The sequence below is a fragment of the Desulfosarcina alkanivorans genome (genome assembly GCF_009688945.1).
GTDB classification, from domain to species: domain Bacteria; phylum Desulfobacterota; class Desulfobacteria; order Desulfobacterales; family Desulfosarcinaceae; genus Desulfosarcina; species Desulfosarcina alkanivorans.
In genome coordinates this window covers 351,692-365,524 of record NZ_AP021874.1, presented here as the reverse complement: position 1 = coordinate 365,524, position 13,833 = coordinate 351,692, and the positions used below count along the sequence as shown (strand labels likewise).

At 57.8% G+C, this 13,833-nt stretch carries 14 protein-coding genes and 1 pseudogene; 14 read left to right on the top strand and 1 reads right to left on the bottom strand.

Annotated features, from left to right (window positions below; translation table 11 throughout):
• Positions 1-10: 10 nt before the first annotated feature.
• From DSCA_RS01645 to DSCA_RS01620, 6 genes are all read left to right on the top strand, one after another.
• On the top strand, positions 11-544 hold the full coding sequence (locus DSCA_RS01645) for a hypothetical protein (RefSeq protein WP_155314784.1): 534 nt from the start codon (positions 11-13) through the stop codon (positions 542-544).
• Between the two features lie 15 nt (positions 545-559).
• Positions 560-4,108, top strand: a complete 3,549-nt coding sequence (locus DSCA_RS01640) for a DUF4815 domain-containing protein (protein ID WP_155314783.1) — start codon at positions 560-562, stop codon at positions 4,106-4,108.
• 12 nt (positions 4,109-4,120) lie between these two features.
• Positions 4,121-4,378: a hypothetical protein gene (locus tag DSCA_RS01635; RefSeq protein WP_022993020.1), complete on the top strand. Its 258-nt coding sequence runs from the start codon at positions 4,121-4,123 to the stop codon at positions 4,376-4,378.
• A 248-nt stretch (positions 4,379-4,626) separates the two neighbouring features.
• Positions 4,627-5,586, top strand: coding sequence for an amidoligase family protein (locus tag DSCA_RS01630; protein ID WP_011367788.1), 960 nt, complete (start codon positions 4,627-4,629; stop codon positions 5,584-5,586).
• 11 nt (positions 5,587-5,597) lie between these two features.
• Positions 5,598-6,119, top strand: a complete 522-nt coding sequence (locus DSCA_RS01625) for a DUF5049 domain-containing protein (protein ID WP_155314782.1) — start codon at positions 5,598-5,600, stop codon at positions 6,117-6,119.
• Positions 6,104-6,883: a class II glutamine amidotransferase gene (locus DSCA_RS01620; protein ID WP_155314781.1), complete on the top strand. Its 780-nt coding sequence runs from the start codon at positions 6,104-6,106 to the stop codon at positions 6,881-6,883. Before DSCA_RS01625 ends, DSCA_RS01620 begins: the two co-directional genes overlap by 16 nt.
• A 28-nt stretch (positions 6,884-6,911) precedes the next feature.
• Here the strand turns inward: DSCA_RS01620 and DSCA_RS01615 are convergent, their stop codons facing one another.
• Positions 6,912-7,283: a four helix bundle protein gene (locus DSCA_RS01615; RefSeq protein ID WP_197904713.1), complete on the bottom strand. Its 372-nt coding sequence runs from the start codon at positions 7,281-7,283 to the stop codon at positions 6,912-6,914.
• Between DSCA_RS01615 and DSCA_RS01610 the strand changes: the two genes are divergently transcribed.
• The 8 genes and pseudogenes from DSCA_RS01610 (at position 7,277) to DSCA_RS33100 (ending at position 13,821) form a co-directional block, all read left to right on the top strand.
• Complete coding sequence (locus tag DSCA_RS01610; RefSeq protein ID WP_155314780.1) at positions 7,277-7,789, top strand: gamma-glutamylcyclotransferase family protein; 513 nt, start codon at positions 7,277-7,279, stop codon at positions 7,787-7,789. The two genes, DSCA_RS01615 and DSCA_RS01610, sit on opposite strands and share 7 nt — an antisense overlap.
• Before the next feature lie 156 nt (positions 7,790-7,945).
• Complete coding sequence (locus DSCA_RS01605; RefSeq protein WP_155314779.1) at positions 7,946-8,566, top strand: TetR/AcrR family transcriptional regulator; 621 nt, start codon at positions 7,946-7,948, stop codon at positions 8,564-8,566.
• The gene (locus DSCA_RS01600; RefSeq protein WP_155314778.1) at positions 8,563-10,038 is read left to right on the top strand and encodes a TolC family protein; all 1,476 of its coding nucleotides are present in this window, start codon (positions 8,563-8,565) and stop codon (positions 10,036-10,038) included. The genes DSCA_RS01605 and DSCA_RS01600 overlap by 4 nt, the downstream gene beginning before the upstream one ends.
• Positions 10,035-10,574 carry a TolC family protein gene (locus tag DSCA_RS01595; protein ID WP_155314777.1) on the top strand — a complete coding sequence of 180 codons (540 nt, stop codon included), beginning with the start codon at positions 10,035-10,037 and terminating at the stop codon, positions 10,572-10,574. Before DSCA_RS01600 ends, DSCA_RS01595 begins: the two co-directional genes overlap by 4 nt.
• Complete coding sequence (locus tag DSCA_RS01590; protein ID WP_155314776.1) at positions 10,571-11,773, top strand: efflux RND transporter periplasmic adaptor subunit; 1,203 nt, start codon at positions 10,571-10,573, stop codon at positions 11,771-11,773. The genes DSCA_RS01595 and DSCA_RS01590 overlap by 4 nt, the downstream gene beginning before the upstream one ends.
• A 200-nt stretch (positions 11,774-11,973) precedes the next feature.
• On the top strand, positions 11,974-12,099 hold the full coding sequence (locus DSCA_RS32830; RefSeq protein WP_269434634.1) for a hypothetical protein: 126 nt from the start codon (positions 11,974-11,976) through the stop codon (positions 12,097-12,099).
• Between the two features lie 39 nt (positions 12,100-12,138).
• Complete coding sequence (locus DSCA_RS01585; RefSeq protein ID WP_155314775.1) at positions 12,139-13,173, top strand: IS630 family transposase; 1,035 nt, start codon at positions 12,139-12,141, stop codon at positions 13,171-13,173.
• Positions 13,163-13,821: pseudogene (locus DSCA_RS33100) on the top strand (lysophospholipid acyltransferase family protein). Before DSCA_RS01585 ends, DSCA_RS33100 begins: the two are co-directional and overlap by 11 nt.
• Positions 13,822-13,833 lie beyond the last annotated feature (12 nt).

Below are 13,833 nucleotides of genomic sequence, written 5' to 3'. Positions count from 1 at the left end.
GAGAACAGCAATGGCACTGGGACTCATCGTCAAAACCGGCCGGATACTGACGGCCAAACTCCTCCTCGGCCAGGCCGTGGACGGCATCACCCACTGCGCCATCGGCGACGGGGATGCCAGCTTCACCGACCCGCAGAATCCGCCCGCGCCGGACATAGGCCAGACCGGCCTCAGAAACGAACGCGCCCGCAAGCGCTACTACAAGCGGACCTTCCTCAAGGAGGACGCCGAGGGGGCGCTGCTGGTCAACGGCGTGCGCTACATCGAAACCGGCGAGGAGACCAACACCATCGGCATCTTTTTTCGCTTCGACGAGGCCGAGGCCAACGGCATCACCATCCGCGAATACGGCTTCTTCGGCGGCGACGTGCAGTACGTGGCCAGCACCACCGGGGATCTCGCCATGGGCGGCGTGTTCCATCAGGACACCAACCCGACCGGCGAGGTGCTGCGTCCGGGCTACCTGTACGAGGTGAAGAACATTCCCGACTTCAACAAGATTTCCGACACCCGCGTGGAGCTGGTCGGGATCATCAAGATCTAACTGGAGGATTCAATCATGAGCATCTCACGCGAGACATTCGACCCGACCAAGAACTACAAGCGCATCCGCTACCATCAGGATCGCGACCTGCTGGATTCCGAACTCAACGAGCAGCAGGACATCATCAACCTGGAGCGGCGCAAGATCGCCGACATCCTGTTCAAGGAAGGCTCCATCATCATGGGCCTCGAGGTCAGCGCGGCCGCCAACGTCCTGACCCTGGCTCCGGGCGTGGTCTACATCGACGGCCATCTGGAACAGGTGAGCGGCGCGACTCTGACCTATGATCCGGCCACCACCAGCGGGGCCGATTACGTTTACGTGGAGCTGCTGAAGTACAACTACGGCTACACCCAGGACCCGGCCCTGATCAATCCGGCCACCGGCGAGCCCACCGCCGAGCGGGAAAAATGGGCGCTCTCCCTCAAGGCGACGGACACCAGCGGCCAGACGCTGCCCAACAACGTGGCCGAGCGCCGGGTGATCCCGATCTACAAGTTCGACCGCGAGAGCGCCGACGTCACGCCCACGGTGCAGGAGAAGTCCAACCTCTACCTGCGGGATCTGCTGGGCACGCTGCCGGGCAGCCGGATCACCGTCTCATCGATCACCGAGGACCAGCTCTCCTTCGCCGCCGCCGAGGGACTCAATTCCCTGATTCAGAACCTGGCCGAGCGCACCTTCGACCAGGCCGGAAGCTACCTGGTGCGTGGCTTCGACACCTTTATCGGCGGCGTCGACGAAGACAGCGTGGAGGCGATCACCAACGCCGGACGCGCCTACATCCAGGGCTTCCGGCATCAGCGCGATCTGCCCACCTCGACCCTGGTGCCCAAATCCATCGCCACCAAGTCGGTGCGCGGCGAGCAGAAGACCTTCGATATCAACAAGCGCCGCTATCCGGTCAACTCCACCCCGCTCAAGGAGACGACCCAGGTGGAGGCCATCGTCGAGATTACCCGCAACGTCACTCGCGGCTCGGTGGGCGGCGGCGAAGACCTGCTCGATCCCAATCCCGTAGTGGACATCCTCGAGGTCAGCCAGGGAGCGACCATCTTCCAGGAGGGCGTGGACTGGCAGCAGTCGGGCAACCATGTCGACTGGCTCGGCTCCGGTAACGAACCGGCCATCGGCACCACCTACACGGTGCGCTGGACCTACACCAAGCAGATGGTCAAGGGCACCGACTACGTGGACAGCGGCTGGTTCGGACAGGCCAACCATCCGGCGGCCGGAAACTATTTCTATCTGGTGACCGCCTACAACGCCACCGGCGAGACGGCCTTCAACGCCGCTGCGGTCGTTGCCCGGGCCACCACCGCCGGGGAGATGAACAAGCTCTCCTGGCTACCGGTCAGCGGCGCGACCGGCTATCGCGTCTACCGGGCCGCCACCAACGGCGCACGCACCGACTACAAGCGACTGATGGAACTGGGCAGCGAGGCGCTCTCCTATGTCGATGACGGCGTCGAGGAGATCGGCACCGCTTCGCCTCCGGCCACCAACACGGCCGGACTCACCATGTCGCCGGTCCAGCTCGAGCTGGGCAACCTCAACGTGATCAACTTCGGCCGAGGCAGCCTCGGCGACCAACCGGTGAACGGCTCCAACTGCAGCCTGGACTACGACTATTACCTCGGCCGCCGCGACATCGTTTACGCCACCACCACCGAGATCAAGCGGCTCGAAGGGGCTCCGGCGGATTTCCCGAAGCTGCCCATCGTCCCGGAAAACGCCCTGGGGCTGTGCAGCATCGACTGCCCGCCCAACTCCACCGACATGGAGATCCGCAACTTCGGCCTGACCCGCATCACCATGGACCAGATCCACGACATCATTCAGGACGTCGAGGACCTGAAATACAACGATGCCCAGTACCAGATGAACAACGAGCTGCAGAACCGGGACGCCCAGACCAAGAAAGGCATCTACTCGGACGACTTCTCGAACACCGCCCAGTCGGACATCTACCACGCCGAATGGGACGCCCGGGTGAACGAGATTGCTCGCTTCGTCGCGCCGGACCGCATTCCGCACTCCACCGTGCTCTCGGTCGATCAGGCGGGCAGCAACGCGAGCTTCTTCGGCAGCCTGGCGCTGCTGCCGGGCAACGAGACCGTGCTGGTGGAGCAGAACGACTGGTCCGAGGAGCGCAACATCAACCCCTACGCGGTGTTCGACAAGCCCCCGGCCATGCTGCAGATCACGCCCAACCTCGGGCGGCGCGGCCAGACCGGCATCGCCGTCACCGGCATCAACTTCACCCCGAGCAAGTCCGGCATCGTGCTGCGCTGCGACGGCCAGGTGATGGCCAGCAACCTGATCAGCGACGAGGCCGGTCGGGTCAGCGCCTCCTTCACCATTCCGACCAACGCCCGCAACGGCAACCGCATCGTGGAGATGGCCGACGGCGTCTACTCGGCCCGGGCCAGCCTGCAGATTAACGATCCGCTGGTCATTACCCGCATCGAGCGCATCATCGAGAACCGCATCATCCGCGTGCCCGTGGTGCAGGTGGTCTGGCGCACTCAGACCATCTTCGTACCCCGCGATCCGCTGGCCCAGACCTTCAGTTTCACCCAAAACCAGGTGATCTCCAGCATCGGGCTGCAGTTCACCGCCAGGGACCCGAGCATCCCGGTCACCGTGCAGATTCGCGGCGTCACCACCGGTCTGCCCAACGGCGTAGTGTTCGCCGAGAAGGTGCTGGCCCCGAACGAGATCAGCCTGAGCGGCGAGACCCGCATTCGCTTCGACGACCCGTTCTACGCCGAGGCCAACACCAGCTATTCCGTGGTGCTGCTGACCAACAGCACCAATTACAAGGTCCGCACCGCCACCCTCGGCAAGATGGGCCGCTGGGGCATCATCACCCGGCAGACCTACATGGAAGGTGTGCTGCTGGAGAGCTCCAATGCCGAGACCTGGACGCCGCTCAACGGCTCCGACCTGGCGATGAAGATCTATGGCTACAACTTCCAATCCGAGGGGATGATCCGCTTCCAGCCGATCACCGGCGTGCAGTTCTCCGACATCAACCTCGACGAATACTCGGCCATCCCCCAGGGCACCGGCCTCGACTGGGAATACTCCACCGACGGCGGCGTGACCTGGGACGCCATGGTTCCCGCCGAGGAGGAACGGCTGCCCAACCTCGCCACCCGGGTCCAGATCCGCGTGCGTCTGAGCAGCTCGCTTTCCAACGACACCCCGGCCATCAACTTCCGCGACGTCAACCTGGTGGGCTACCTCAACAAGACCACCGGGGCCTACCTGACCCGCGAGAATGAGCTGACCCAGGGGGTGGAATCGACCAAGGCCTATGTGCAGATGCAAATCCCCAGCGGCACCACCCTGCAATGGTTCGCCAGCAACGACGGCGGCCTGACCTGGGAGGCGATGACCATCCAGGACACCCGGCCCATCGACGAGAACTGGACCGAGTACACCCTGGTGCGAACCTTCACGGACAACACCGGCAACAAGGTCCGCTACAAGGCCGAGATGACCGGCACGCCGCTGATCTACCCGCGCATCCATTCGCTGGGCGCGACCCTGAGCTAAGGAGGCACGGCCATGATCGTTCGACGCAAAGGCGGCCTGACCGAGTTCATCCCCACGCCGCAGGAGAAGCGCGACGGCCTGATCCGCGACCACGCCCTGGGACTGCTGGAGAATCTGCACCAGCGCCTGGCGCGGCTGGAACGGGCATCAAAGCTCCCGACCGACGAAGCGGAGGCCTTCACGGCGCTGCTGGCGCGGATGCGGGCCGATGAGTCGCGCAACCTCGAGCTGCACGCCAGCCTGATCACCTCCGATACCGCCTCCGGCTGACCGGCTCACTGCCACCGCCAACCCAGAAACCCCGGATACGGCCAGCCCGTTCCGGGGTTTCTGCCGCCTGTGCGCCGCCCAATCCGTCCAAGCTCGCAAGTTATTGAAAAAAACGTGTTAAATGTCGTCTTCGGCTGTTCTTCTACTTGATTTGTGTCCGGAAAGAAGCATTCATTCATGGTGTAATCGGAGGCTGAAAAGCCTTGCCAGACAACGACTTATAAGCGCCACGAACGACGGAGGCACGCATGAACCTGAAAGAGATCCACTACGGGATCGAGATCGAGACTGTAAAACGCACCCGGGAGCAGATCGCCTGGGCCATCCACTCGGTGGTGGGCGGCACGGTCCGCCATGTCGGCATCCCCAGCAGCTATGACCCCTGGGAGGTCGAGGACCTGCGCGGCCGCGTCTGGAAGGTGGTGGGGGACGCCTCCCTGACCAGCGTCCCGGCCCATCTGCGGGCCGAGGTGGTGAGTCCGGTGCTCGGCTACGACGACATCCCGCAACTGCAGGAGGTGGTCCGGGCCGTCCGCCGCGCCGGTGGCAAGATCAACAGCCAGTGCGGCATCCACATCCATATCGACGCCGCGCCCTTCGACGGCAGGCACCTGGGTAACCTGGCCAAGATCATCTACAAGCAGGAGCCGCTGATCCTCCACGCCCTCGGCATCAGCCGCGACCGGCTCAACCGCTACACCCGACCGGTCAGCGACGAGCTGATCCAGCGCATCGAACAGCATCGCCCTCGTACCAAGGACCAGCTCAACCGCATCTGGTACGGCTACCACAACCGCCAGCCCCAGCACTACGACAACAGCCGCTACCACGGGGTCAACCTGCACAACGTCTGGTACCGGGGCACGGTGGAGTTCCGCTGGTTCGAGGCGACCCTCCACGCGGGGCGGATCAAGGCCTACCTGCAATTCTGCCTCGCCGTCGCCGCCAAGGCGCTCAACGGTCGGGCAGCCTCCAGCCGCAAGCGGGATTTCGATCCCCAGAGCGCCAAGTACGACTTCCGGGTCTTCCTGCTCCACCTCGGCCTGATCGGCGACGAGTTCAAGACCGCCCGCAAGCATCTGATGGCCAACATGCCCGGCGACGCAGCCTTCAAGAACGGACGCCCAAAGCCGCAGGACGTCCTTCCGGACGAAACAACCACCACTCTCACCAACGAGGCCGGGCAAGTTCCCGGCCTCACTGTTTAAGGAGGTGCCCAATGAAGATTCTGATCCGCTCCACCACGCTGGACGGCGAGCCGATCCCCGGCAGCGGGGAAACCCTGCAAGCCGCCGACTGCCTCGAAGTTGTCGAGCTGATGCGCGGCCAGACGCCGTTTACCGCCAGCCGAGCACCCCGGGACTACATGACCGAGGTGCTCTCCGGCATCGAAGGTGGGCCGACCCAGCCGTTGCCGGAGAACGCCGCCGCTGCGGCGGCCGAGTTTCTTACCCGTCTGGCCCGGCACGGCCTGATCGAGTTTCTGCCCGACGACAAGGCCAGCGATCCCTGGCCGGAACGCTTCCTCGAAGCCCTGGAGACGGTGCGGCTCTCCGGGCGCACCAACATGCTCGACCACCCGGAGGTGACCCGGTTGACCGCCGAGATTGGTTACCCGGAGGTGGCCGAATGGCTGGCGGACCACCGGCGCGAATACGCGGCCTTTGTCCTCGAAGGGACGAGACCGCTCGGCAAGAACTTCGGCGGCAAGGAGGACCCGGCTCCATGTGCGGACAAGTAGGCATCATCTTCGGCCGCAAGCGCAGACGGCCCGACGAGCGGGATTACCTGCGCGAGGTCTTTATCCGCATGCTGCTGCACAGCGAGGAGCGCGGCCCACACGCCTCCGGTCTGGCCTGGCTCAAGACCGACGGCCGCCACCGCATCTTCAAGCGGCCGATGCGGGCGCACGAGCTGGTCTACGAGAAGCCGTTCCAGGAGCTGCTCGGACAGGTCGACAACGAGACCACCATCCTCATGGGACATACCCGCTGGCGCACCCGGGGCAACGAGTTCAACAACCGCAACAACCATCCCATCCGGTCCGGGATCGTCATCGGCACTCACAACGGCACCATCTACAACGCCGATTATCTGTTCCGCCGCCTTAGGCTGCCGCGCTACGCAGAGGTGGACAGCGAGCTGATCTTCCGCCTGGCCGACCGCTTCGCGCCAGAAGGCCCCATCGACCAGGAGGGGCTGAAGAAGGCGCTTGCCCTCTGTCGCGGCCAAATGAGCGCCGTGCTGACCTCACGCCTCGACCCCGGCACCATCACCGTGCTCAAGGGCAACAAGCCACTCTGCCTGCGCATCCACCGCCAGCACCGGGTGGTGCTCTACGCCTCGGAGGCCGCTTTCATCGACTTCGCCGTGGACAACGAGAAGGGCTGGCGCGAGCTGGAGGTGCCGCCCATGACCATGCTCACCATCCACCACGCGGATGTGCGGGCCATCGAAAACAGCGAGTTCCGCTTCATCCCCCAGGAGCGCAAAGGGACGAGCTGATTGATGATTTCGGATTGCGGACTGCGGATTACTTGCGGGAGCGGGCGGTTTTTATGGAGGCGACGACCATGGAAAGGATTTCATTTGCTTCGTTTTTCAGATCGGTCAAGCGCTTCTCGTTCATTAATCCGGCTTCGGCGATCAGCTCCATCCAGTAGATGGATTCATCGCATTCTTCCTCGACGATGGCCATCTTAGCGATGAAGTCGGCTGGGGATTTGGCGCGACAGGATGCTCGATAGTTCGCGCCAACCGAGGTGCCACAGCGAAGCAACTGGTTTCCAATCACTTTCGCGGTCTGGTTTTTCGGCAACGCTTCCACCAACCGGATCACCCTGATCGCGAAAGTTCTGGTTCTGTTTTTGAACTCATCAGCATCCATGGAGGCAACATATGACATTTTCAATCAATCCTCAATCCGAAATCCCCAATCAGCAATTGTTGCGGCTCTTCGTCTACGGCACCCTGAAACGGGGCTACTGGAACCATCAACGCTTCTGCGCCCAGGCTCGCAGCATCGAACCGGCCGTGGTCTGGGGCAGGCTCTACCACCTCCACGCCGGTTTCCCGGCGCTCGAAGTGCCAGAGGGCCTGATCCTGGGCCGGGGCACCGCCGATCCACTGGCCGACGCCCGCAGACAGCAGGAGATCGGCACGCCGCGCTTCGGCCGCCCGACCGGCGACTGGGATCTGATCCATGGGGAACTGATGACTTTCACCGATCCGCAGCGCGACCTGCCGCCCATCGACCGGCTGGAAGGATTTCGGCCCGGCGGACATAGCATGTACCAGCGGGTGATGGTGGCGGTGCTGTGCGGGCGCACCTCGATTCCAGCCTGGACCTACTGGATGCCATGCCCGTCTTACGCGGAGAGAGTTGCCAGTGGCCAGTGGTTACGCCCGTGAGCAGACCTTTGCGACCTTATCCGGATTATTATTGGTTTTTCCGCTTGACAAAAAGAGCCAACGTGTTCACTATTAACATGGTGAACGTGACGTCATATTGCTAATCATGACGTCACGTATTATCTGTGCTACCCCTAAGGAAACGGAGGTCTGGTAATGCAAAACAAGAATCTCACACGTCGTGAAAGGGAAAAACTTCGGTATCGTCGCCAGATGCTTGCAGCTGCACTCGAGCTTTTCTCGGAGAAGGGATACCACAACGTATCCATGCACGAGATTGCAAAGAGAGCAGAGTTTGCCATCGGAACGCTTTACAAATTCTTCAAAAACAAGGAGCACCTCTACAAGGCCCTCATAATGGAAAAGGCAGCGGAATATCACCATACCCTGAGCGGTGTCCTTTCACGGGAAGGTGACGTTCTGACTATTCTCAAAGACTACATTTCCGCTAAAGCGGGTGTCTTTGCTGATGACGTTGCCACGTTGCGGCTCTATTTTGCTGAAACTCGGGGGGCGAGTTTCAACATCAAGTCTGGTCTCGACCAGGACATCCGCAATCTTTATGACGAATTGATAGAGCAACTGGCTTCGACACTGAAAAAGGGTATCCGCAAAAATATGCTTCGCGATCTGAATCCCTACTATATGGCCGTGGCCCTGGAGGGAATCACCAACGCTTTTCTCCTCTGTTGGCTGGAAGATCCGGAACGGCATTCATACGAGGCGAATGCCCCGGTGATCGGGGACATGTTTCTCAAAGGGGTGATGGCCGAATGAAAAAAGCCTTAAGGACGACAGTTCGCACCATCGTTATGCTTTTTGCGGGGGGTGGATTGCTGCTGACAGCGGGTTGTGTTTCTATTGGTGCTGCCGCCGATCCGCCCCGCGGCTATTCCGATGCAATCGCAGCACAATCGAAGGAAATAGAAGGCCACCGTCCTTCTGCTCCCGCTGAAGCGCTTCGCAAGCTCGAAAAGGATGGGTACATACACCTGTCGTTAAGTGATTGCCTGAAAATAGCGTTGCAACAGAATTACGATATCCGCCTTACCCGGGAAGTCCTGACTCAAGCCGATACAAAGATAACTCAGGCCAGATCGGCTATGCTCCCATTTTTGGGGGCGGAGGCTTCCTATACACGACTGGACGAGGAGTTGAGCTTTGCAATGGGGCCGCAATCATTGACCTTCATGGATCGTGACCAATACAAGGCGGGGCTTGTCATCCGGCAGCCCATTTTCACGGGAGGGCGATTAGATGCGGCGCGCAAGGCGTCCCAGTATTCACGAGACGCTCAAGCTCAAGAAAACAGAGCGCTTGAAGAGGAAGTCGTTTTCCAAGTCACACGCGCTTATCGAACCGCACAATTGGCCGAAGCGTTTCAAGGTGTTGCCGTGGAGGCCGTCGATCTTCTTGAGATGCATGAACATGACGTGGCGATTCTGGTGGAGAAAGGGGCGAATCCGGAAATTGACCTGCTTCGCACCCGAACGGAACTTGCCAATGCCCGCAAGGAGCTGAATGGCGCTGACAACGCTGTCGACTTGGCATACTCTGCACTTAAGCATTTGCTGAGCATCCCCCTTACTGAATCGGTCAAGCTCACGGAAGCCTTGGCGCTGTCGCCCAGGCCGGAAGCGGATCTTTCGTCTCTCACCGAGTTGGCCCTTTCACAACGTCCTGAACTTTCCGCAATCGATTCCAAGGTAGCAGCGGCAGAACAGGCGCTCAAGGCGGCCAAAGGCGAATACCTGCCTACAATTGCCTTGGAAGGGCGTTACGAATATATGGAAGGCGATTTTCGGGATCTGGAAGGCGGTGACCACTGGACGGTCGGAATAGGGGCACAGCTTCCCCTCTGGAATTGGGGGAAAACCGCTGCCAAGGTCAGAGAGGCGAGATCACAACGGGCTCAGGTAAGTATCCAGCGAGATAAAACGACAGATCGCATTCGTCTTGAGGTACGCCAGGCTTTCCTGAACATAGGGAAAGCAGAAAAGAATATCGATGCGGCTGAGAGTGCACTGAAGACAGCCAAGGAGGCTTACCGCCAGGCAAGAGCCAGATACCGGGCAGGAGAAGGCACAAACACCGACGTGTTAGACGTCCGCACGGCCTTAAGTCGAGCTGAAGCGAATCACACGCAGGCTCTTTTTGATTACAACGTTGCCCTTGCCGCCCTTCATCGAGCAGTGGGCGTAATTGTGATAGAGCCGCCTGATAGCGAGGAAAAGGAGTCTGCTAAATGAAACGAAGAGGAGTCTATATATCGATTGCTATTGCGGCTGCTGTTATTGCGCTCCTGGTTGTCCAGATTTCCAGGAAGCAATGGCAAAAGGGCGTGGACATAGATACGGTCGATAAAACGTTGCCTGTCAAAATAGCAGCTGTTGCCTCGCACGAATTTACTGACGAAGTCAGTGCCGCCCGAGAGGTGAGATCACAACAAGAGCAGACGAGAATCCAGCGAGATAAAATGACAGATCACATTCGTCTTGAGATACGCCGGGCTTTCCTGGATCTTGGGAAAGCGGAAAAAAATATCGAGGCGGCTGAGAGTGCACTCAAGTCAGCCATGGAGGCTTACCGCCAGGCAAGATCCGGATACCGGGCAGGAGAAGGCACAAATACCTATGTATTAGACGCCAGTACGGCCTTAAGTCGAGCTGAAGCGAATCACACCCAGGCTATTTCTGATTACAACATTGCATTGGCTGCCCTTAATAACGCAGTCGTTGTAATGGTGGAACGGCTTGATATCAAAGAAAAGGAGTTTGCCGAATGAAACGGTGGGGAGCACATGTTTCGATTGTTATTGCAGCGGCTGTTATTGCGCTCCTGGTTGTCCAGGTTTCCAAGAAACAATGGCAAAAAGACGTGGCCGTGGATACGGTCGACAAAGTGATACCTGTCACAATTGCAGCTGTTGTCCAGCACGAATTCACGGATGATACCGACGCCGTCGGTACCCTCAAAGCCCGAGAGACAAGTCTGCTAAGTCCCAAAGTGGCGGGGCCGGTAAACCAGGTGCTGGTTGATATCGGGGACCCTGTCGTAGCCGGTGAGGTCGTTATTAAATTGGACAGAACAAACTTTGATCTTGGCGTCAAACAGGCGCAGGCAGCGCTTGCGGCTGCGCAAGCAGCAATCCCGCAGGCTGATGCCCAGTTTGAACAGGCCGAGAAAGAATACCGCCGCGCGATCGAACTGCTGGAAGAAAAGGTGATTCCGCAAAGTCGCTTTGACGCGGCAGAAGCGGCCTTCAAAAGCGCCAAGGAAGCGGTGTTCTACGCCAAAGCCCAGAGAGACCGGGCAAAGGCCGCCTTGGAGACAGCGCTGGAACATCTCAAGGATGCAGATATCCGATCGCCTATCGGCGGCACTGTAGTGGAGAGAAATGTGGAAATCGGTCAGGCGGTCGCCCCCGGTAGCCGACTTCTGCTAATCGTGGGCCAAACATCTCTGAACTTGGATGTCGATTTGCCGGAAGCAGACATTGGCCGGCTTGCCATTGGAACTGTAGCGCTGATTACGATAGACGCTTTCCCGGGGCATGAGTATTCAGGAAAAGTAACCGTTGTCAATCCAATGGTGGACCGAAAGACGCGTACTTTCCGCGTGAGAATCGAGGTGCCGAATCCGTCCGGGAAGTTGGTGGACGGAATGTATGCCAGGGTGAAGCTTTCGGTAGAGAAAAGAAGGTCCCTTGCCGTCCCCCGTGACGCCTTACAACGACTTCCCGGCAGCGGCACCTATTACGTTTTTGTTGTGGAAGGAAATAAGGCCCATAAGCGAACGGTCGAAATTAGTGCCACGGATAACCAATATGCCGAAGTGACAGACGGCTTGGTTGAGGATGACAAAGTTGTTACCAGCGGAGCGGGGCGTTTGCAGTCAGGCATGGAGGTAAACGTGCAAGATATTCCGAACAAGAATGAGACGGATAAATCTAGGGGAACAACTTCTCAAGTAGATCGGCGGTGAGTATGTCAGGGAATAACTCCGGTTTTCCGAAGAATATCGGCCTGGCGCTGGGCAGCGGCTCTGCACGGGGATGGGCCCATGTCGGCGTAATACGGGCGCTGGCTGACGCAGGCATAGAAGTCAAGGCATAGCCGGCACCAGCAATGGCCTTACTGCGCGTTACATGAACCCCAATCCGAAAGAGTTCAAAGAGGAGAATAATGATGTGTAACACGCCGCGTATTGATTTTGCCTCTTATAAATTTACAGGAGAGCAGGCAAAAAAGAAGGTGCGTCGTTTCGCTTTTTCTGCCTATCGCCCGATTCTTATTAACCCGGCCAATTAATACTCCAATATATTAGTAAAATGTGCTATGTAGTTTTGCATGGAAAAGACAGATGCGAGAAAACTTAGCACAGAGGCCCAGCAACAGCTCCGGAATCAGGCGATCCGGCTTAGGAAAGCCGGAAGAAAGTACTGCGAAATCGCTGAGATTACCGGTGTTCACGAAACTACCGTTTGCAAATGGTACAAGGCGTATCTTCGAAACGGCAGATCGGCAGTAACCATAAAAAAGCGAGGCCGCCCCAAGGGCAGCTGCCGCACATTGACGCAAGAGCAGGAAAAAGAACTGCAAAAAGCAATACGAGATAGGTGCCCGGATCAAATGAAACTGCCCTTTGCTTTGTGGACACGCATTGCCGTTCAGCAACTCATCAAGCAGCTTTGGGCCGTTGAGATGCCGATCCGAACTGTAGGGCATTATTTGAAAAGATGGGGCTTTACACCCCAAAAGCCATTGAAAACAGCGTACAAACAAAATCCAAAGGCGGTAAAAGCGTGGCTGGACACTGAATATCCAGAAATTGCCAAGCGCGCCAAAAAAGAAAAAGCAGAGATCCATTGGGGAGACGAAACCGGCCTGTGCAACGACAGCTACCATGGCAGGAGCTATGCTCCTCGTGGAGAAACACCCGCTATAAAGCTTCATCCAAGATGCCAGCGTGTCAATTTGATCTCTTCGGTCACCAATCAGGGGAAAGTTCGCTTCATGGTCTACAAAAACAAGATGAACTCTCAAACGATGATCAAGTTCATGGAGCGGTTGATCAAAGGCGCTGACAGGAAAATCTTTCTGATTGTAGATAATTTGAAGGTTCATCATAGCTACATCGTTAAAGACTGGCTCGAAGAACATGAAAGCGAGATCGAACTCTTCTTTCTTCCATCGTATTCACCAGAACTGAACCCTGATGAATATTTGAACTGTGACCTGAAAGCTGGCGTACATTCCGGTGTTCCCGCCAGAACTAAAAAAGAACTCAGCCAAAAAGCGATTTCACATTTGAGAAAACTTCAAAAACTCCCTGGCCGTGTTAAAAAATACTTTAAGCATCCAAAGATTGCTTATGCTGCTTAATCTTTATCTATTTAATTGCCAGGTTAATATCGTGTTGATTGCATTGAATACCGTCGTTGCCTCCACCATGGCCGCAGTTGCCGCGTATTTTAATTCTCAGAATGGGGCAGACCATATAAGCAGATTCTGGGGCAGGTTGAATCTCGCGCTGTCGGGGGTTTCCATGTCAGTGAGCGGACATGAATTTATAGATGAAAATCAGTCATATATAACGATGGCGAATCACCAGAGTTACTATGATGTGTTCGCACTGATAGGGTATCTGCCCCTGCCGCTGAAATGGGTTATGAAGATGGAACTCAGAAAGATACCCGTATTCGGGATTGCTTGCGAGAAGATAGTGAGAAGATACGGGCCGGTTCTTCTGTGGTCTTCTTCCCCGAAGGCACGAGGAGTCCGGATGGCAAACTCCAAAGTTTTAAAAAAGGTGGTTTCGTTATGGCATTGGAGACAGGGGTGCCGGTACTTCCCGTAACCGTGACGGGAGGAAGAAAGATATTACCCAAGGAAAGCCTGCGGATCTTACCGGGCGATATGAAATTGATAATCCATAAGCCCATTCCCGTTAATGAATATACATATGAAACAAGGGACAAACTTGTTGAACGGGTCAGGAAGGCAATAGAAAAGGATATGGAACAAGAATGAAACGGATAGGCC